The organism is Vibrio mytili (assembly GCF_000830505.1).
In the GTDB taxonomy this organism is placed as follows: Bacteria; Pseudomonadota; Gammaproteobacteria; order Enterobacterales; family Vibrionaceae; genus Vibrio; species Vibrio mytili.
On the sequence record NZ_JXOK01000049.1, the window covers coordinates 39,118 to 60,605 of the forward strand.

The following is a 21,488-nucleotide window of genomic DNA, read 5'->3' on the forward strand; positions in this document are numbered from 1 at the left end:
CAAATTTTGCAGTAAAAATAGTATGAGATAATGCTGGAGGATGAGCTCTGAATGTCGCCAAAAATAGAATTTAAAACCTTGGATAAATCTAAGAAAAGAAGCTATGTGGCGTAATCGTCAGCGCATTACTCGTTCTTTGAGTGTGAAGTTGTGTCGGATAATCACCATGAGAAGTGAGTGAAATTGGGGTGTTTGCATTTTGCAATTGCGAAATGCAAGCAACTTTTTGGTTTTGCGAGAGTGTAGGGTGGAAAATGTATAAAAATGTGTCGGCTAACATTAAAAATAGCACTTTAAAAGTTGGCATGTTTAATGCATAATAAATATCGACCCTTCTTAAGCCGAGGGTCACCTAGCCAACTGACGTTGTTAGTGAATGCACATTGTTCACATTAAATATTAGCCAATCGCGATTGTTGCGGTTGGCTTTTTTTTTATCTGAGTAAGGCCAATCTCTCGGTTGGGTATGGTCATTTTTACGAATGCAAGTCATGCCATTATCAGAAAATGGCGGGAATGAGTAAAAGAACGGTCAATTAAAAAGGGCTTACGTTATCTCGCAAGCCCTTTGTCGTATACACAGACTAATCAAACGAACGGAAGTTAATATCCCATCAATTGAAGTAAGTTTTCCGCTGTGATAATCGCTTCTTTTCGATTCGCGATATTTAGCTTTTGATACAAGTTACGAATGTGAGTCTTGATTGTGGTGCCTGCGACATCCAATTCTTGAGCAATCTGCTCGTTACTAAACCCAGAGTAAATTAATCCTAGTACTTGCCATTCGCGTTGGGTTAGTGGGCTAGTACGTACTAACTCAGGGACATTCGGGTGATTCACTAACTTTTCAATGAAATCTTCGTCAAAGTGAACGGAACGGCTACGTTGATTCGAAGAAATGTCTTTCATCAATTGTTGAGCTCGATGGCGCTCCAGATCACCCAATTCGTGACGCAGACTGAGTTTTTCAAGCAAACCTCCGATGGTCGCGCCATCGACAAGGAAGTTACCGACCATGCCAGTTTGATTGGTCATGACGAGCGCTTCTTTTAATAACCGCTTGGCCTGTTCTTCATCTTTTTGGCGAGCGGCCAGCGCGGCTTCGACGACTAGGTTGCGATTTGTATCCGTGACTAAGTGACTTTTACTGGCTTCACTTTGTAGGAAGTCCAAAGTTTGACGAGCTTGTTCGAATTGACCCAAATTAATATGCGCACGAGTGATGTTACGCCATTGTAACTGCAAGAAATGGTTACACGCTGATTCAGGACGAACCGCGGTATTTAGCCATTCTTGCATTGCTTCAGTGTCACCTCGAGCTTGCCAGAACAAAATGAGCGACAGTGACGCGTTGGCTGTCCAATCAACGTGGTAGGTAGACTGTCTCATGAGATGCTGAATGTGCTCGATAAATTTACCGGCTTTGTCTAGTTCGCCACGACCAACGGCGATACGTGCCAGCATTGAGTAGCTATGTAAGTGCTTACTTGGCGAGTGGTTTTCAAGAATTTGTAACCCTTTGTATGAACACTCTTCTGCTTCATCTAATCGATTCCAGCACCAGAGTACTTGAGCTCGGATTCGTAGAAGAAACTCATGCAACGGGACATGTTGAAGCTGATGTTCCTCGATTAAACGAAACCCTGAATCTTGTACTTCAAAGGCTGCTTGGACATAGCCTTGCGCAATTAAAATTTCACTCTGTTGCAAGATGGCCCAAAGCGCTTGGTGATAGACTTGATATTGACGTGCCAGCTTTTCGGTCTGTTGCATCATCGGCAGAGCGCGATCTAGTTTACCAAGTACGTGGTTTACCTCTCCAACGACAGAGGTCGCCACAATTCGGCTACGATAAATAGTGTGATCGAGTTGGCTCAGCGCAAGTTCGGCCAGCTCAAGTGCTTTTTCCGGCTCGTTATTGTTAATCGCTACTTGGGCAAGCAGGGCATTTGCCTGACCTTGATAGTGAATATCCAGTTCGATGTCACGTTTTTTATGCTCTTCTTCTGCCTCTTTAAGTAGCTGGCCGACTTGGTTATAACGGTGTTGGGATTGAGCAAGCCACGCTCGTAACATCGTCAATTTAGGGTGGAAATATAGCAGGTCAGCATCAAGTTTATTGATTGCAATTTCGAGCGTGCTGAGCTCGCCTTGATTAAACATTTTCCAACCATATTGATTGAGGATATCGACGACGAGATGCTTGTCGTCTGACTTCTGAGCATGGTGGATGGCTTGATGTGGTGATTCTTGTTGCAGCCATGCAATAGCTGCGTTTCGGTGCAGTTCCTTTTCTTGTTGCGGAATACGGGCTTGGCGCTGGTGTGATAAAAACTCGCCAAACAAATTGTGGAAGCGGAACCAGTTTTGTTCACCATCCAGAGGATAAATAAACAAACCGTAACGATTTAGGGATTCGATCAAACCAAGCGCATCTTCGCGCTGGGTAAGAGCAAAGACAAGCTCATCATTAAAATGATCCAGTACCGAGACTTGCATAAGAAATTGACGAGTTTCGTTGTCTAATAGATCAAATACTTCCTCTACCAAATAATCCCATAAATGCGCATGGTTGAACTGAGACACAGATTCGACCGTTTGAGCCAAAGTGCGTTTTTGATGCTGCGCTTGCAGAGCGATCAATTGCATCGCAGAAGGCCAGCCTTCCACGTAAGCTCTTAAGTCATTTGCCATGTCTTCGTCTATGCCGTCGGCGACGCGTTGATTGAAGAAGCGTGTCGTCTCTTCAGTATCGAACGCCAGCATCTCATTACCGACTTCGATCATAAGATCGCGCACACGCAAGTTTGCGGTACCTAACGGTGGCGCAGCGCGGCTAGTGACAACCACGGTTAGGTTATCGGGCATATGTTTTAAGAAAAATCGCATGGATTCATGAATTTCATCATTGGTGATCAAGTGGTAATCATCCAGCACCACATAGCACTCTTGATGGAAATCGGCCATTTCGGCAAACACTTCGCTGAACAATGAACGCAAAGACGAAATCTGGCGCTTTTCTGCGAGTTTTTGAGCATTAGAACAACTGGAGTGAGTCGCTTTATTTAGCGCCTGAAGCAGATAATTGACGAAACGAAAGTCATCGTTGTCGCTATCGTCAATACTATACCAGCCGACATTGGGCTTATCCGATAGCCATTGCGCTGCCATTGTTGTTTTGCCGTAACCAGCAGGAGAGCGAAACAAAACCAACTTGTAGCAAGGCGCCTGTTGGAGTAAGTCCAATACCCGAGGACGAACGATGGCATTGTGTAAGCGGCCAGGACGAGTCAGTTTAGATGGAATCCACATTTGTTATTGTGTCCTTTTTATTTATATACCAAGTGACTTCAAGAAGCGGAGTTCTGTGCATTGTTTACGACATTGAGTAGTAAAAAACGTTAACAGTTATTAATAGTTATCAGTTAATAAATAGCTAATTAAAGGTAAGCCTCGGCTTTTGTATCTCGTAGCGACTGTGGCATTAAAGCAAGCAAACTTATAGTGACTCACGTTGTTTATGCTTGGTGTGTACAAAAAACATTCAACTTTATGAGTCGAAAGGATGGTACGACATCCGAATTGCCACAAACTATGATCAACGTCCTAATTCTTGTTCGTTGCTGAAATAAACGTCATCTACGCCCTGTAATTGTGATGCGTGTCACTTTTGTAAGGTGTTTATATGTCAATGGTATTCCGTGTTGCACATATGATAACGTTTTTTAGCTAATGTAGTTGTTGTAAATGTGATCAATAACTCAGTTTTTAAATTCCTGATTAAATGAGACGTAAAAGACTAGATGGACAATCTATTACGGCTTTACGCGTTTACCTGTGATCAAACTCACTCAGAAATATGATGAAACCGTTTTTGATGAGAGTTGGATCACTAACTTAGTCATGGTACGCCTTCTACGCCCTGTCCCCTCCTCCTTGAGAGGTGGAGATTTAGGAGGATGTTCATTCACAGCAGTAGTTGCACGATATATAGCAGATGCATTACTTGAAGACGTGAGAATTTCGCAATGAAACCTACACAACAAAAAAAATTTGATAAAAAGTCTTTCCAAGATAGCGTGAAAAAACACCTATCCGTTACGTACGCACATACTGTTGAAAATGCAGACTCTCGTGCATGGTATCTAGCAATGGGCCACGCCCTTGCCGAGTTCACCACCATCGATCTCCTTGCAACAGAAGAAGACCCAAAAATTCAACAAGCGAAAAGTGTTAACTACCTTTCTCTAGAGTTCCTAATTGGCCGTCTGACAGGTAACAACTTAATCAGCATGGGTCTGTACGATCAAGTTACTGAAGCGATGGCTGAACTCGGCTATAACTTGACTGACTTGTTAGAAGAAGAGCGTGACCCATCACTAGGTAATGGTGGTCTTGGTCGCTTAGCCGCTTGTTTTATGGATTCTTGTGCTGCGCAAGAGTACCCAACGGTTGGTTATGGTCTTCACTATGAATATGGGCTATTTAAACAGTCATTCAAAGATGGTCGTCAACAAGAAGCGCCAGATGCTTGGCGTGGCGTAGAAGGTTACCCGTGGGAAATCGCACGTCCTGAACTTGCACAAGAAATCGGCTTTTATGGCCACGTTGAAGTGGTACATAAAGACGGTAAAGAAGTACGCCAGTGGGTACCAGGTATGACCGTAAAAGCGATGCCTTGGGATCTACCGATCGTTGGTTACGAGTCAGATACCGTATATCCATTGCGTCTTTGGGAATGTCAGGCAATTGCACCATTCTCTCTTGCTAGCTTTAACAACGGTGATTACTTCGAAGCTCAGCACGCACTGATTGATGCAGGTAATATTACTAAAGTGCTTTACCCGAACGACAACCATCAGAAAGGTAAAACACTGCGTTTGATGCAGCAGTACTTCCATTCAGCGGCGTCAGTACGCGACATTTTACGTCGTCACGAAGCAGCGGGCTTCACGCTAGAGCAGTTACCTGAGCAAGAGACCATCCAGCTTAACGACACACACCCAACCATCGCAATCCCTGAACTGATGCGCATCTTTATTGATGAAAAAGGATTGACTTGGGACCAAGCGTGGGCGATCAGCTCTAAAACATTCGCCTACACTAACCACACGTTGCTTCCAGAAGCGTTAGAGACATGGCCGGAATCATTGATTCAACACTTGTTGCCACGTCACATGGAGATCATTTACGAGATCAACCATCGTTTCTTACAAGAAGTACGTGCGATGTGGCCAGGCGATGTTGCAAAGCAACAGAAACTTTCCATCATTGAAGAGGGCTTCAATCGCATGGTTCGTATGGCAAACCTGAGTGTGATTGGTTCTTACGCTGTAAATGGTGTTGCGGCACTTCACTCTGAGTTGGTTAAGAAAGACCTGTTCCCAGAGTTCCATGAAATGTACCCAACACGTCTACACAACGTGACAAATGGTATTACGCCACGTCGCTGGTTGAAGTTCTGTAACCCAGGCTTATCTCAACTGATCACAGACAAAATTGGCAGCGAATGGCCAGCGAAGTTAGAGCAGTTAGAGGGTATTGCTAAATACGCGACTGACGCGACCTTCCAAAAAGAATTCATGGCGGTGAAGAAAGAGAACAAAGAGCGCCTAGCAAACTGGGTGAAAGATCACATGGGTATCGAGCTTGATACGAATGCGATTTTCGATGTTCAAATCAAACGTCTACACGAGTACAAGCGTCAGCATTTAGATCTGCTTCACGTCTTGTCTCTTTACCACCGAATCCTCAATGAGCCGGGTTTTGATTGTGTGCCGCGTGTGGTGTTCTTCGCAGCGAAAGCGGCACCAGGTTACCACCTAGCTAAAGAAATCATTTTTGCTATCAATAAGATTGCAGAGAAGATCAATAATGATCCACGCATTGGTAACAAACTTAAAGTTGTCTTTATTCCTGATTACCGTGTGAGCATGGCGGAAATCATCATCCCAGCAGCGGATGTATCGCAGCAAATCTCTTTAGCGGGTAAAGAAGCATCGGGTACAGGCAACATGAAGATGGCGCTTAACGGAGCACTTACTATCGGTACGATGGATGGTGCAAACGTAGAGATCCGTGAAGAAGTAGGCGATGAAAACATCTACATCTTCGGTTTGGATGTTGAAGGCGTGAAAGCGGTTAAAGCACAAGGCTATAACCCATTTGACTACTACAATGCGGATCACTTATTGAAAGCGTCAATGGACTTGCTGGTGGGTGAAGAGTTCTCTCCTGGTCAACCAGGCTTGCTACGCGCAACGTTTGACAGTCTGTTAGATGGTGGCGATCCATACCTATGTCTTGCTGATTTCGCATCGTACGTGAAAGCGCATGAAGATATGGGTGCACAGTACAAAGATCAGGCGGGCTGGGCTAAGAAAGCGATTCTAAACACGGCTCTGGTTGGTAAGTTCACATCAGACCGTTCGATTCGTGATTATGTGAATAACATCTGGAAATTAGAACCGGTACACCGTTAATCACTTAACGTTAAGATCAAGGTAGCCACGCGCTACCTTGGTCACTTTCAACTTACAACGGTTTAGCAATAGAAACGTTAAACAATAGAAACGTTTGATAATAATAAAACCCTACATAGTAGAAGGTCGTTGCATTACCTTCGGAGAAAGCGATGAAAGAACAAACTGTATTAAAGAAAGTCGCAGAAATGGCGAAATTGGCTGATAGCTATGTCAGCGCGTGGGGAGAGGAAGCAAAAGTGTCAGACGAGACTCTACGTCGACTATTGGCTTCACTTGGCTACGATACCAGCAGCGATGAGAAACTATTAGCTTCAGCAGAAAGAAAACATAAGAAAGACGTACTAGCCCCTGTTCTTGTTCTGCGCGATGGTGAACCCGTCGAAGTAGCATTAAACCTAGGTACGAGTGCTCGTGAGAGTGAATTCAGCTGGCGTTTAGAGACAGAACAAGGAGAGGTACTTGAAGGCTATCTTCAGTCTCAGATTGTTCGTGATGAAAGAGCTGAGGGTGGCCCTCTAGTGTTTATATTGCCAAAGAATTTGGCATGGGGTTACCACAAACTGATTATTAATCGTAAGCGCCGCAAAACGCCTTACGAAATGACGTTGATCATTACACCGAAAGCGTGTTTCAAACAAGATGCTCTAAATAAACATAAAAAGCTATGGGGCCCAAGTGTTCAGCTTTACACCTTGCGCACGCAACACAACTGGGGAATTGGTGACTTTGGTGACTTGAAACAATTGGTCAGTGATATTGCTTCTCGTGGTGGAGACTTCATCGGTTTAAACCCGATCCATTCATTGTTCCCTGCCAACCCTGAAGGTGCGAGCCCATACAGTCCTTCTTCTCGTCGCTGGCTCAATATCATGTACATTGATGTCAGTTCAGTGCCTGAGTTTGCATTGAGTGCAGAAGCACAGCAGCGAGTAGGAAGTGGTGAATTTCAGCAACGGCTACAAAAAGCGCGTGAGTCGCATTGGGTAAATTACACCGAAGTATCGAACCTCAAAATGAGTGTTCTACCTTTGCTGTTTAGTGAGTTTAAAGCGCGTCATCTAGACAAGGATACCGAACGTGCACGTGCTTTCCTTAACTTTGTCGAAAACGGTGGCGACAGTTTGCTACACCAAGCGGCATTTGATGCCATTCATGCAGATTTGCATGCAGAAGACCAAAGTGTTTGGGGATGGCCTGTTTTCCCAGAAAAATACCGCACATTTGATTCTGCTGGCACTCAAAAGTACATTAAAGAAAGCAATGACCGTGTTCAGCTTTACATGTATTTGCAGTGGATAGCGGACGACCAAATCAAAGAAGCACAATCGCTGGCGGAAGAAAAGGGCATGTCCGTCGGTTTGTATCGTGACCTAGCCGTTGGTGTGTCAGATTCAGGTAGCGAAACGTGGGCGGATGACGGCAACTTGGTGCAGGAAGCCAGCATTGGTGCTCCACCGGATATTCTTGGTCCTCTAGGACAAAACTGGGGATTACCACCACTCAACCCGGAAGTTTTACAGGCCACAAGCTACGATGCGTACATCAAGTTGCTGCGTGCGAATATGAAGCACTGTGGTGCTCTACGCATTGATCACGTACTTGGATTGTTGCGTTTATGGTGGATTCCAAAAGGCGAAAAAGCCACGGAAGGAGCGTACCTGTACTACCCGGTTGAGGATATGCTGGCGATTCTAGCATTAGAGTCACATCGCCATCATTGTTCGGTGATTGGGGAAGATTTAGGTACAGTGCCTGATGAGATTGTCGATATCCTGCGTGACGCTGGGGTTCACTCCTACAAAGTCTTCTTCTTCGAAACATCAAAAGAAGATGGAGGTTTTATCTCACCTAAGCATTACGCAGAGCAATCCATGGCAGCGTTGTGTACGCACGACATGCCGACATTACGTGGCTTCTGGCATTGTGATGACCTCAAAATGGGCAAAGAGATTGGCCTTTATCCAGATGAGCAGCAACTAGAAGGTTTATTTGCGGATCGTTTGAAGTGCAAACAAGGAATCTTAGACAGTGTACGCTGGCATGGCTACTTACCTGAGGGGATTGGTCATGACGCGCAATATGTGCCAATGGACTCTCACCTCAGTGAAGCGCTTCAGTTGCATGTAGCTGCGGGGGACTCTGCACTACTCAGTGTTCAGCTCGAAGACTGGCTAGAAATGGAGCAACCTGTCAACATACCTGGCACGGTAGACGAATACCCAAACTGGCGTCGTAAGCTATCAATGAATTTAGATGAGATCTTCACGCGTGAAGATGTGAATCGTATAGCAAAACGTTTAACCGACGTTCGTGCTCAAGCGAGTAAATGAAAAAGCTAAGGCCACGCGAGATTCATGTCATTTATTAGATTTGTTAGTTTTGAGACACGAAAGTACCAACTGGGTCACTCATTCAAAGCCTACAATCCGGTAGGATGAGAGATTGTTATTGCGCCCGCGAATAGCGGGCGTTTTTTGTTTCATGTTTAGCTTGTTTTAGTAAGTACACAATGTTGGTTATGTAAACAATATTGAAGAAGGCGCTATGCTTTCTAAGGATATTGGCTCTAGGGAGATTGGTTTGAAAAACACCAAGATAAATAAAATAAAGAACAAATGCGAACGCGCTTATGAACTGCTTGCTGGGGCTGCTTACCCAGATCCATTTGGCACTCTTGGTCCTTTCATCGACGACGGTAAAGGTTCTTTGAGAGTATGGATGCCTGGAGCAGATAAAGTTGAGCTGATTATTGAGGGTGAACCTCGTGTTGTCCTTGATCGCGAAGGTGACCACGGTTTTATCTTAAAGGAAAAGCGAGACTTACACTTAACACACTACCGTCTAGCCGTCGACTGGGCTGGTGTAGAACAGATTATTGATGACCCGTATCAATATCACAATATTTATCAAGAATACGAGCATTTACATACACCAAAAGACATGTATCACTACATGGGTGCACATTTCGTGACGTTAGAGCGTGGCGGTGAGTATGTTTCTGGTGTTCGTTTTCTTGTATACGCTCCGCATGCTTCAGCAGTGAGCTTAATTGGTGGCTTTAACCAATGGGATGGTCGTCGCCATCCTATGCAGCGACTAGATTACGGTATTTGGGGGCTGTTCGTTCCTGGCCTAGAAGAAGGCAGCCAATACAAGTACGAGATTAAAGGTCCACATGGCGAAGGGCTACCTCACAAGCAAGACCCTTGGGGTTTCTATTCTGAACAGTATCCATCGTTCGCTTCAGTGACGTATGACCACAATCGTTATCAATGGCAAGATGCACAATGGCTATCGCGCCCAGTAACACAAAAGCGCGAAGAAGCACTGTCTTTTTATGAGCTGCATGCTGGCTCTTGGAAGCGAAACGAGCAGGGTGAATTTCTCAATTATCGTGAATTGGCGGAGCATCTTGTCCCATACCTTGTTGACATGGAATATACCCATGTTGAGTTGATGCCTGTGTCGGAACACCCATTCTATGGCTCTTGGGGGTATCAACCTGTCGGGCTTTTTGCTCCAACCAGCCGCTATGGTTCACCGGATGACTTTAAATACTTTGTCGATGCCTGTCACCAAGCTGGCATTGGGGTAGTGCTTGACTGGGTGCCTGCACACTTCCCAGCCGATGGTCACGGTTTAGCAAACTTCGATGGCACGCCGCTTTATCACGATCCCGATCCGCGTCGAGGTTGGCATCAGGATTGGAATTCTTACATTTATGATGTGGGTCGTGAGCATGTGCGCCGTTTCCTTGTTGCGAATGCACTTTACTGGTTCGAACAATTCCATATTGATGGCATCCGTGTTGATGCGGTCGCGTCGATGATTTACCTTGATTACTCGCGCAGTCATGACCAATGGATCCCGAATATCGACGGCGGTAACGAAAACTACGACGCCATTGCGACGCTGAAGTGGATGAATGAAGAAGTCTACAAACACTTCCCAAATGCGATGACGATTGCCGAAGAATCTACCGCATTCCCAGGCGTATCCGCCCCCACTTTTATGGGCGGCTTAGGTTTTGGATTCAAGTGGAACATGGGGTGGATGCATGACAGCCTTTCCTACGTGAAAGAAGATCCAGTTCATCGCAAATACCATCATAATACCATCACGTTCCCGTTGATTTACGCGCACAGTGAAAACTACGTATTGTCATTGTCCCATGATGAAGTAGTGTACGGCAAAGGCTCTATACACAACAAAATGCCGGGCGACGAGTGGCAGCAAACCGCGAACTTACGTGCTTACTACGGCTATATGTACGGCCAACCAGGCAAAAAACTGAATTTCATGGGCGCTGAAATCGGACAAACGGCAGAATGGAACCATGATGATCAACTGCAGTGGTTTTTGTTGGAATTTGAACGACACAAAGGCGTGCAAGACTTAACCCGTGATTTGAATCATGTCTATCGCACTGAGCCAGCAATGCACGATCAAGACTGTGAACCTGCTGGGTTTGAATGGCGCCTTCAAGATGAAGCTGATGCCAGCATTTTAGCTCATGAGCGCATCAGTCAAAATGGTGAACGTATTCTGGTTATTACTAACTTTACGCCAGTACCACACGAGCGCTTTCGTTTAGGTGTGCCTGTAAAAGGTCGTTATGAGTTGCTTCTGAATACGGATGATACTCAATATGGCGGAAGTGGCTTCAAAGTGCATATGAGTGCTGTGACGGAAGCGAAAGAGAGTGAATCGCTCCCGCAATCTCTTGAACTGCGTTTACCACCACTATCCACGGTGTTCTACAAGCTCATTAAATAATATTTAAATCAAACGCTAAGCCCGTTTTACATTGTAAATCGGGCTTTTTTTGACCTATTTTTTATCGATAAATCTTGTTGTTTGGGACAGAATACGGCAATCTTGGCCGCTTCTTTTCGTTGTTGGGACCTAGGCATGCTGAAAAGGCTTAAATCAATTCTCTTTAAAGTGGTACTGGTTTTGTTACTCACACCTGTTGTCTTGGTGGGCGTGGGTAAGTTTATCGATCCGCCAATCTGGGGATGGAAAGTCAGTCGCATGGTTTCACCGCCAGAGAATTATCCCGAGAGTAGCCAACATGAATGGGTGCCATTGTCACGTATTTCAAAGAACATGCAAGTAGCGGTAATTGCAACGGAAGACCAAAAATTCCCTTACCATTATGGTGTCGACTTTGAGTCGTTGTTCCAAGTCATTGCCAACGCAGGTGACAATGGTCCTTCTCGCGGGGCGAGCACCATCACCCAGCAGACAGCGAAAAATCTTTTCTTATTTCCATCTCATTCTTACCTTCGTAAGGCGTACGAACTGTATTTCGCTTTATTAATGGAGTTGATGTGGAGCAAAGAGCGTATCTTAGAAATGTATTTGAATGTGGTGGAGTTTGGACCTGGTATATACGGCGCAGAAGCGGCTGCGCAGAACTACTTTGGTATTGGTGCAGCCAGCCTATCAAAATGGCAAGCAGCTCAGTTAGCGGTTGTCTTACCAAACCCATATAAAATTAAAGTATATCCGCAAAGTGATTATACCCAGCGCAGAACTCGTTGGGCGATGCGTCAAATGAATAATTTAGGGCGAGTAGAGCTGTAAGGCCACGCTATTCAGTCTCATTGACTCGGTTGCAATCTAATCTTCACGTTGCCGTCGTTTTTAGTCATTAAACCGACATACAAGCGCGTTTAACTAAAGTCACACTCAGTTAAGCGTTGCGTTTAAAATGTCTGAAACGATCCTGAAAAGCCGTTATTTTTCTGTTAAGGGCAGCTCTGGCTCCCTGATCCCTTTGCAAACTTACTATACTCAGCTTGCGCATCGGATGCGTCGCTCACCTCAATTCCGTAATGGGCGCGTTATCAATAGCATGCCGAATGTTCCTAATCAGCAGCCTATTTGGCAAGTCTGTTGGAGCTTTTTAGGTGGTCGGAAGCAGTTATGTCCCAATAATTATCTACCTTATTCACCAATTGAACATCATCAGTTTGAACGTCGTAGTGAAGACATGAGAGTGACTTGGTTAGGGCATTCCACCATGCTGATTGAAGTTGACGGTGTGCGGATTTTGACTGATCCAGTGTTTGACTATGCTTCACCTCTTATCGCTAAAGCATGGTTTACGCGAAACATCCCCAATACCCACGCGAGAGAAAGCCTTCCTGTGCCGGACATCATCGTGATTTCTCATGATCATTACGATCATTTAGAGGAATCGACGGTACGATTCTATGCCAGTCAGTCGGTGACATTTTACGTTCCGCTAGGAGTAGGAAAGCACTTAATTCGATGGGGCGTTTGCCCTGACAATATCGTCGAGTTTGACTGGTGGGAGAGTGTTCACTACGCCAATATCGAACTCGTTTGTACGCCAGCCAATCACAACTCTGGGCGCACGTGCTTTGATAAAAATACAACGTTGTGGGCGTCGTGGGTTATCAAAGGTACGAATGAGAGTCTTTTCTTCAGTGGTGATACGGCCTATGACCAACATTTTTCAGAGATCGCGAAGCGGTGTGGGCCGATTGATATCGCCTGTTTAGAGGTCGCAGCTGATGTGAAGGGCAACCATGGCTATGCGGTAGAAAATTGTGGTCATATGCAAGCTCACCACACCGCGCTCGCCTTTAAAGACTTAAAGGCGAAGAAGTTGTTACCGATACACTGGGCTACTTATGAGCTGTTTACCCACAAATGGGATGAGCCTATTTTAGATCTGATAACCCATTGCCAATCAAACCACATCAATCTACTTACACCGATGCCAGGAGAGAGCTTTACGTATATCAAACTGAGCCCAGCAGCCATTGGTGGCTGAAAGACCCAAAAGAGGTAGATGCGCATGGATACGTGAGTCATTCATCAAACATCAGGTTATCTGAGGTTTAAGCTCAACGACGTTGCCTTCCGGATCGTAAATATACAGGGAACGGCCGAAGCCTTGTGCACCATATCGTTTGGAGAACTCTCCGGTTTCAACCCCTTGTGACTCGAGGTATAGGAGTAAATCCTCTTCGATAAATGGTGAAAGTTGTAGGCAAAAGTGATCCACATTGCGTCCATTTTGCTCGGGAGGTCTACCACCAAGTTTCCCCAGCTTACTGTCGACCGTGACGATGTCAATCAATGCGTTTCCCGCTCTGAGCTGCGTCAAGCCAAGATCGGTGCGTTCGCGCTCCACAGGGCAACCTAACACATCTCGATAAAACTTTAACATGGCATCCAGGTCACGCGTTCTTATCACTACATGGTCAAGCGCTTGAATGTTAATGGGGTTGTGCGATGGCATGTTAACCTCCAGTTTGATGGTGATGACAAAGTATATACACAAACAACCTTTTAATGCATGACTTCACCTCTCACACTGTGTTGTAACAATAATAGTTTGTAACGATTGCAATGAGGAAGGTAAGTTGTGTCACGTCTGGTTAAGAGGGGGAGTGAATAACGGAGAGGAAAACCAATATCACCCTTGCTCTTGGCGAATTTTTTGCGTACCTTGCGAGTAATTGAATGACTGGCATTGATGCATATAACTCGGCGGAAAAATGATAAAAAAGACAGTAGTTACATTCGCTTGTATAGGTTCGGTGTTGGTAGGCTGTACTTCGGTCACACCAACTGCAAGTGAGACAAATACAGAGATTCAGCAGAACTGCTCGGTGATTCTCAGCAGCCATGTTTCAGATGAACAGCGTTGGCAGGTTTACAATGATTTATTGCAAGCGTACGCCGTACATAGCGTCCATCAGCCTTCTCAGCTTGAACGACTAAACGCGTTTATCGATCACGTCAAAGCGGATAATACGGGGCAGTTAGCGACGGAGCTGATAGAAGTAACGGACTGGGGATGTGCAAATGGAAACTATCTCGAAGAAATGACACTGTTTATTCAAGAAGTGCAAAAGTAAAAAAACCGAGCGATTCACCGCTCGGTTTTGTCGAAAGTCTTGGGGTACCATCACGAGTTCAAAAACAATACGAGGTCAAAGACAATATCGCGAGTTTATTCCTCAGGGTACTCGCCCATACCTTGAGATTTCCCTTGTGCTTTCCAGTGTTCATTTGGGTCAAATGCTTCGTCACATAAGTCGACGGTATAACCCATTTCGGTAATTTCTTTCAGGGTGAGGTTGTCAGCAACTTTCGCTTTATCGCCCGCTTTGTTACGTAGTTCCATAGTATGTTCTCCGTTACATCAGCTTTCTTGCCTATGTCGTTCAACATACCAATGTCATAACAATCGTTATAAACAACCGACCATTCTAGCTGGTTAAAATGCCGACTATTTCTGATCGCTTATTCACGGCGATTGATATAAATCGATATGACTTTCTAAAATTATAGACCCAAATAAGAGTAAAAAAAGAGGAAGCTAATTCCAATTAGCTTCCTCTTTGATTTGACAGGGTTAATGCGTTAACGAGTTACGCTTGTGCCTTTTTCAAGTGAACCTCTTCTTCAGCGACTCCTGCCAATGGGTCATTGAAGCGAGCCTCATCCAGTGCACCTTCTGATTTTGCAACAATGATAGTCACCGCACTATCACCAGTAATATTCACGGCAGTACGAATCATATCGAGTAGACGGTCAACACCCATGATTAGAGCGATCCCTTCAAGTGGCAGACCGACTTGGTTAAGAACCATCGCAAGCATAACCAGACCCACGCCAGGAACACCCGCAGTACCGATGGACGCAAGAGTGGCTGTCATGATCACCATTAGGTAATCGCCCATCGTGAGATCGATGTTGAACGCTTGTGCAATGAATGCAGTAGCGACACCTTGCATGATGGCGGTTCCGTCCATATTTACTGTCGCGCCAAGTGGTATCGTGAATGACGATACTCGGTTAGCAACACCCATACGGTGTTTCGCGGTTTCCATCGTAACAGGAATGGTTGCGTTCGATGATGCCGTCGAGAATGCAAACATGATCGCGTCTTCCATTTTGCGTAGGAACGTCATCGGGCTAAGACCAGTGAATCCTTTTAGCATTAGGCTGTAAGTGACGAGTCCGTGTAGGACAAGTGTGCCAGCCAGTACTAAAAAGTATTCTGCAAGGTTAAAGATTGCGCTTAGACCAAGACCAGTAAATAGTTTCGCCATTAAGAAGAACACACCGTAAGGCGCTAAGTGCATCAAAATAGCAACGAGCTTCATGATCACTTCATTGAGATCAGAGAAGAACTCAGCGATACGTTCACCTGGCTTACCTGCAGCACTGATCGCGATACCGAATAGTACAGCGAACACGATAACTTGCAGCGTTTTGCCTTCAGCCATCGCACTGATTGGGTTGGTTGGGAACATGTTGATGATCACCTGACCCAACGAAGGCGCTTCTGCTGAGGAGAAGGAGCTTGCTGCAGTAAGGTCCGCCCCTGCTCCTGGCTGGAATAACCAACCCATTGTCAGAGCAAGCGTGATTGCGACAGCGGTGGTTACGATGTAAAAGCCGAGCGTTTTACCACCCATACGACCTAAAGTTGAAAGGTCTTTTAGCGAGCTGGTACCACACACAAGTGAAACAAACACAAGTGGTACAACAAGCATTTTTAAGCTAGCAACAAAGATTTGTCCGCCAACTTCGAATAATCCATTAACAATGTATGCATCGACAAATCCGTTGTCGGCAAAAAGTGTGCGTATAGCAAACCCTGTCAAGATACCCGCTACCATACCTAAAATAACTCGGCTGGTCAGCGACATCGGTTTCTTGGTATTCATGAGAACACTCCTTATATTTATGCACTTCGAGTTCATTTCAAAGCGGCAAGCAGATTAGCAGCGGAGTGTGAAAATACGAAAGCAAAATCCTCTAAAGAACAATAGATGTGACTGTCGTCACTATAAAAATAGGGTGGTTAACCAAAAATTAACCATCTTGCTAGATATTTTATCTAATTTTTAACGATAGTTTCGATGATAAAACTATATCTTTTCCTCGATAACTAATGGTTACAGATATGACTTAGAGCGCGTAGTGATTTAGTTTTGAACCTGATTGCATAACGAGTCATGTTGTCTAACAAGTGTCTATGATAGTGAGAGCCGTTACAGGGAGACATCCGTGAGAGATGAGAGATGACTGTGATCCCATTCCCACCAGTGCTGCTCATTGTTGTGGATACCGCCAACCCAGTAATGTTGTCTTATTTTTACTCTGCCTTCTAAACATTGCTGACCATACGAAGAAATAGTCACGGTTTGCTCCCACCAATCCTTGTCGATGTCATCAATGATGATGAGCGGCTTATCTGTCATGGCCATAGGAGCCAATAGCGCATAGAACATCACATCGCCTAAGAACGGAAGTGGCTCTCGCTGTTGATAGAGTTGAAACCACTTGGTTACCGGGATGGCTTGGTTTTGCTCTTTGAGTATCGTCAGGGCGAGGTTTTGAGTGCAACTTAATCCGGTCGTCGCGTGTGGTAATTCTTGCAGGTGGCGGGTGAGGGCATCTTTCATGTTTGGTAAGCCGTCCAGATCGTGTTGTTGGAGAAGTGCGATCATAGACATGGGCGTCGCGGAAACTAAGGCCTGCCAGCAACGTGTTGCCTGGCTTATTATCTTAGGGGTAACCGGTCTACGGTATTGCCAGGATGATCGAATCGCTTCGGCAGGAAGTTGACCGAAGCCAATAAATCGTTCGGTCCCTGGATATTGATCCAACTCGATGATCTCAATGACTTGGTTTTGTACACCTTTAAGCAACGTGAGGGCGCGTAGGAGCATCAGTTGATCATAGCTATCATGTTCTACCCAAAGCACAATGCGTTCAAATTGTTGGTCGAGTAAGGTGTAAATACGTTTCTGCTCTTGTTGTGCGACATCGTGCGCTGTGTCGTTACGTCCCATGATTGGCAATAGAGTGTCAACGACATACTGCGCTCGCATCTTAACAAACCTTTGCTCGTCATTGGGGGTTGGGCCAATGCAAAGCGGATCGATCATCGGTAAAAAATCGCCAGTGAATCCACCTTCAAGCAGCTGTTGCTGAATATCATGACCACAGCGCACACGCAGCGTCTTTAAGTCTGCATCGAGAGAATCAGGTTTATCGGCGATCGCCTGTCTGTGTTTTTCTTGCTCTTCTATATGCGCTTTTAGCTTACTCCAGTTTGGTAAGCCGATTTCTCTAGCTAAAGCATGTTGAATATCAGCAAGTTTTACGGTATCAAACGCGAGTTTTTCAGGGGTTGAGTGAGAACGCTGGACAGAGGTTAGGACGGAAAGGTCACCATTGCGTATCGCTTTCAAGCGTTTTTTCGCAATAGCCTTCTGTTGGTTTAGATTGATGGAGAAACTGTTGTGCGAGTGCATTTTTCACCTTTCTTATTTCTTCTCTTTTACACTCGCCTAGATAGAAGCTAAAAAAGGTAAAACCAATATTGCCTGCCAAGCAGGGGTTTTATATGCCGTGAACTGGGTTCTTTCCGCGAGTGTTGGGTGCTTTAGGCTTCAGCCCAATAATAGTATGTGAGGGCACCTTGTTTCGCAACTAAAACGACTATTGTCTGACGTACAAAAAAGCCCCTCGAAGATTCGTGGGGCTTTAAGACAGCCAATCAGTTCTTAATGCTGCTACCTTTTCGCTAGGCCTTTTTTATTTAAGTACGGCAAAATATGTGGTCTTGATTCACCAGCAAGCTTGGTCGTTACTTCTTGCGACCAGGTACTTTGTTTTTGATTGCTTGAACGACTTGCGTAGTAATCGTGCATCGTTTGGTCATAACTTTCGATGTCTGCCAAGCTTAGAGGTTGGTACTGGTTTTCATGAACGATTACGTCTGCAGGTAAGCGAGGTTTGATCTCTGGGCTTTGTTCCGGATGCCCCAGGCACATGCCGAAAAGAATGGCGGTGTTATCGGGCAGCCCTAAGAGTTCATCCACTTTCTCAGCGTTGTTGCGTAATCCGCCAATATAGACACCACCCAGCCCCATAGATTCAGCCGCTATCAAACAGTTTTGCGCCATAATCCCTGAGTCGACTGCACCAATAAGCGTCAACTCTGTGAAATCGGCTTGCACCTGGGGGTTAATGGTGCTGTGGCGTTGGTAATCAATACAAAACACAAGAAACTCTGCGGCATTGGCAACGTAGGGCTGATTGCCTGCGTATTCTGCTAATAACGCCCGCTTGTCTGCGTCAGTGACACGAATAATCGATACAACTTGTAACATGCTGGAAGAGGACGCGGCCAAGCCTGATTTAATAATGGTTGCTAGCTGTTCTTGTTCGATAGGCTGTTCAGTGAACTTTCGAATTGAGCGGTGGTTTAATAGGGTCTGAATCGTACTATTCATGATGGCTGTGCACTCTTTTTATCGTTCTCAAATGATTGATATATCACCATAACGACATTTGAGAATTGGGTAAACCGTAGAGAGAGAAAAATTACTGTTCAATACAAGCCGAACTAAGCGTTGAGGTATAAGTTTGGAGTGATACGCTGGAGGAGATCAATTCAGCTTAAAGTTTTAGCGAGCCACAGTTGAGCAGCTCGCTCTGTTGAGTTTAGTCTTGTTTGCGCTGTTGTTCTTTTTGGGCCAGTTTGGCGGCGCGTCTGGCTTCACGCTGCTTGGCACTTTCTCCGCCTACGTGTTGTTCACCTCGCTGCTCCGCCAATGCGATTTGTTTCTCACGTTCACGGAAACGTGTAATTTGCTCTTCTGAATGCGTGCCGTGACATTTAGGGCAACTTACGCCTTGCTCGTAGAGATCAGACTGTTTGTCTTCTTCAGTGATTGGCAGGCGACATGCATTGCATAGATCATAATCGGCTTTTTCTAGCTGGTGGTTGACTGCAACGCGACCATCAAACACATAGCAATCACCTTCCCAAAGGCTTTCTTCTTCTGGCACTTCCTCTAGATATTTCAGGATGCCGCCTTCTAGGTGATAAACCTCGTCAAAGCCTTGCTCTTTCATGTAGGCCGTGGATTTTTCGCAACGGATACCACCGGTACAGAACATGGCCACTTTTTTATGTTTGGCTGGGTCCATGTTTTCTTTGACGTAGTCAGGGAACTCACGGAATGTGTCTGTATTTGGGTTTACCGCCCCTTTGAATGTACCGATCTCGATTTCGTAATCATTGCGAGTATCAACGACAAACACTTCAGGATCAGCAATCAAATCGTTCCATTCTTTTGGTTTAACGTAAGTCCCCACGACGTGACGAGGATCGATACCTTCTACGCCCAATGTGACGATTTCTTTTTTAAGTTTCACTTTGGTGCGGTTAAAAGGTTGGGAGTCTGAGAAAGATTCTTTGTAGACAGTACCTTTTAGTCGAGGCTCTGCTTCTAGCCATGTAAGCAGTGCATCAATACCAGTACGATCAGATGCAACGGTGCCATTGATACCTTCACCAGCGAGCAATAATGTGCCGCGGATATGGTGTTGTTCCATCAGCGCAAGCAATGGTTCACGCAGGTCTTGATGATTATTCAGTTCTACAAATTTATACAGCGCACACACTACGTACTGGCTCATGATCTTTCCTTTATAAAAAACAGGTGCTGAAAACCTTTAAATTTTAGCGGGCAGAATTATACCTGACTAATTTAGTCGGAAATACACGAAAAGTGTGTGGGTATTCTAACTACGTCGTGTGGTCGAGCTGGACATGTTGAATTAAATTAACGTCGCTGCCGTTTGCTTACCCATTGCGATCAAAGTGTCGAGAATATGTTCCCCATCGGCTCGCAAGCCATTGTGCTCATATTCATTGGTGATCCATGCTTTGGCATTCGGTATTGCCGCTAACGTCTCTCGGCTAATGTCCATTTCCACAAACATATCCTCTGCGTACACGGCGCAGCTTACCGGTACTTTGTTTTTTGCAAGCTGGCTTTCATCATAGAGCGGTGACCAGTCGTCTTTGCTCGCCAACAACTCCGCTGCTTCTTTCAAGGGTTTCAGGTTGACGTATTGGTCGAACATCCAAGGGAAGACCATTTCTCCGGTAAAATAAAAGGATTTACCGGGTTCATAGTTGAAGGCTTGAATGGTTTGACGAACGCGATGGGCACTCCAAAGAGAAGCAAAACCCTGACAATAAATGGACTCATGTAAAATGGCGTAAATAGGGTTGGTTTGGAAGTTTTGTTGCGCCAGCATATCGCTCAAGAATTCATAGCGTAGTTGCGGTTTGCCATTTACATTGATCAACGCACTCTCCAGCCAATAATACGTTGGTAAAAAGGTGTCACTGACGCCAAAGTTAATCCCAATTTGTTGAAACTGTTCCACGGTAAAGCGCTGTCCGTTCGGCAGGTATTCTTGGTTTTCGAGAAGGTGGTCTGCAATGCGTTGGCATAATTGCTGCGCTTTAGGGAACTGCTGAAAGAACGCTTGGTTTTTCTCCATTGTGCGCTTAAAGGTGGCTTGATAAACATAGTCGGGATGGCGCGAAATAGAGGGAATACCACCCGTGATGTAACTTGCCAGTAGACTTTTTGGGAAGAGTGAAAGGTAAGTCAGAGAACAAAACCCACCGAAACTTTGACCAAGAATGGCCCATTTTTCTACTCCGAACTGTTGACGAATGAATTCAGCGTCTCGAACAATATTGTCTGCACGAAAGTAGCTCAAGTATTCTGCTTGCTGCTTGGGTGTTAAGTGGGCGAGCGTTTGATGATTGATGACCGAACTGTTACCCGTTCCACGTTGATCGAGAAGTAATACCCGGTAATCTTTGAGTGCACGTTTGATCCAACCATTATTGCCATTTGGGCGAGGAGAAGGGAAACCTGGTCCACCTTGAAAATATACAAGCCAAGGTTTGGAAGTGTTGTCTTCTCCAACTAAGCAAATAGAGCGGGCAAATAGGTCAATAGTGCCCTTGCTAGTATCGGCATAATCGAGTGGCACTTGGAACGTGTGTGGAGCGTAGTGGAGACCTGCATCGATAAAAGATTGAGCATTCATTGTTCTACTTGGGTCCTTCTGGTTAGGGGGAGCCTGTGGCTGTTCACAGGTTTGTTACTTTAATTGTAATTA

At 45.2% G+C, this 21,488-nt stretch carries 13 protein-coding genes and 1 pseudogene; 6 read left to right on the forward strand and 8 right to left on the reverse strand.

What is annotated here, in order from left to right; translation table 11 throughout:
- Nucleotides 1–603: 603 nt before the first annotated feature.
- Nucleotides 604–3,312: an HTH-type transcriptional regulator MalT gene (gene malT, locus SU60_RS12515; RefSeq protein WP_041155794.1), complete on the reverse strand. Its 2,709-nt coding sequence runs from the start codon at nucleotides 3,310–3,312 to the stop codon at nucleotides 604–606.
- Nucleotides 3,313–4,028: 716 nt separating this feature from the next.
- Here malT and SU60_RS12520 point away from each other — a divergent pair.
- The 5 genes and pseudogenes from SU60_RS12520 to SU60_RS12540 all read left to right on the forward strand — a co-directional run bounded on the left by SU60_RS12520 (nucleotide 4,029) and on the right by SU60_RS12540 (nucleotide 13,364).
- Nucleotides 4,029–6,482, forward strand: coding sequence for a glycogen/starch/alpha-glucan phosphorylase (locus tag SU60_RS12520; RefSeq protein ID WP_041155795.1), 2,454 nt, complete (start codon nucleotides 4,029–4,031; stop codon nucleotides 6,480–6,482).
- A 152-nt stretch (nucleotides 6,483–6,634) separates the two neighbouring features.
- Nucleotides 6,635–8,815, forward strand: coding sequence for a 4-alpha-glucanotransferase (malQ, locus tag SU60_RS12525; protein ID WP_041155796.1), 2,181 nt, complete (start codon nucleotides 6,635–6,637; stop codon nucleotides 8,813–8,815).
- A gap of 214 nt (nucleotides 8,816–9,029) precedes the next feature.
- Nucleotides 9,030–11,261: a 1,4-alpha-glucan branching protein GlgB gene (gene glgB, locus SU60_RS12530; RefSeq protein ID WP_041155797.1), complete on the forward strand. Its 2,232-nt coding sequence runs from the start codon at nucleotides 9,030–9,032 to the stop codon at nucleotides 11,259–11,261.
- Between the two features lie 135 nt (nucleotides 11,262–11,396).
- On the forward strand, nucleotides 11,397–12,074 hold the full coding sequence (gene mtgA / locus SU60_RS12535) for a monofunctional biosynthetic peptidoglycan transglycosylase (protein ID WP_041155798.1): 678 nt from the start codon (nucleotides 11,397–11,399) through the stop codon (nucleotides 12,072–12,074).
- A 127-nt stretch (nucleotides 12,075–12,201) separates the two neighbouring features.
- Nucleotides 12,202–13,364 (forward strand): annotated as a pseudogene (locus SU60_RS12540) (MBL fold metallo-hydrolase).
- Here the strand turns inward: SU60_RS12540 and SU60_RS12545 are convergent.
- Complete coding sequence (locus SU60_RS12545) at nucleotides 13,345–13,764, reverse strand: VOC family protein (protein ID WP_041155799.1); 420 nt, start codon at nucleotides 13,762–13,764, stop codon at nucleotides 13,345–13,347. The pseudogene SU60_RS12540 and the gene SU60_RS12545 overlap by 20 nt on opposite strands.
- A 259-nt stretch (nucleotides 13,765–14,023) precedes the next feature.
- Between SU60_RS12545 and SU60_RS12550 the strand changes: the two genes are divergently transcribed.
- Entirely contained in the window at nucleotides 14,024–14,386 is a 363-nt protein-coding gene (locus SU60_RS12550) for a hypothetical protein (protein WP_041155800.1), read from the forward strand.
- A gap of 95 nt (nucleotides 14,387–14,481) precedes the next feature.
- Here SU60_RS12550 and SU60_RS21715 read toward each other — a convergent pair whose 3' ends face one another.
- From SU60_RS21715 to SU60_RS12575, 6 genes are all read right to left on the reverse strand, one after another.
- Nucleotides 14,482–14,655: a hypothetical protein gene (locus SU60_RS21715; protein WP_128814671.1), complete on the reverse strand. Its 174-nt coding sequence runs from the start codon at nucleotides 14,653–14,655 to the stop codon at nucleotides 14,482–14,484.
- A gap of 247 nt (nucleotides 14,656–14,902) precedes the next feature.
- Nucleotides 14,903–16,207, reverse strand: a complete 1,305-nt coding sequence (locus SU60_RS12555) for a dicarboxylate/amino acid:cation symporter (RefSeq protein ID WP_041155801.1) — start codon at nucleotides 16,205–16,207, stop codon at nucleotides 14,903–14,905.
- 327 nt (nucleotides 16,208–16,534) lie between these two features.
- Nucleotides 16,535–17,803: a DUF1835 domain-containing protein gene (locus SU60_RS12560; RefSeq protein ID WP_041155802.1), complete on the reverse strand. Its 1,269-nt coding sequence runs from the start codon at nucleotides 17,801–17,803 to the stop codon at nucleotides 16,535–16,537.
- Nucleotides 17,804–18,064: 261 nt separating this feature from the next.
- Nucleotides 18,065–18,787 (reverse strand): oxygen-insensitive NADPH nitroreductase, encoded by a 723-nt coding sequence (gene nfsA / locus SU60_RS12565; RefSeq protein ID WP_041155803.1) that lies wholly within the window; start codon nucleotides 18,785–18,787, stop codon nucleotides 18,065–18,067.
- A gap of 211 nt (nucleotides 18,788–18,998) precedes the next feature.
- The gene (gene trhO / locus SU60_RS12570; RefSeq protein ID WP_041155804.1) at nucleotides 18,999–19,979 is read right to left on the reverse strand and encodes an oxygen-dependent tRNA uridine(34) hydroxylase TrhO; all 981 of its coding nucleotides are present in this window, start codon (nucleotides 19,977–19,979) and stop codon (nucleotides 18,999–19,001) included.
- A 141-nt stretch (nucleotides 19,980–20,120) separates the two neighbouring features.
- A complete protein-coding gene (locus tag SU60_RS12575) occupies nucleotides 20,121–21,416 on the reverse strand; it encodes an alpha/beta fold hydrolase (protein WP_041155805.1) in 1,296 nt (431 codons plus the stop codon).
- Nucleotides 21,417–21,488 lie beyond the last annotated feature (72 nt).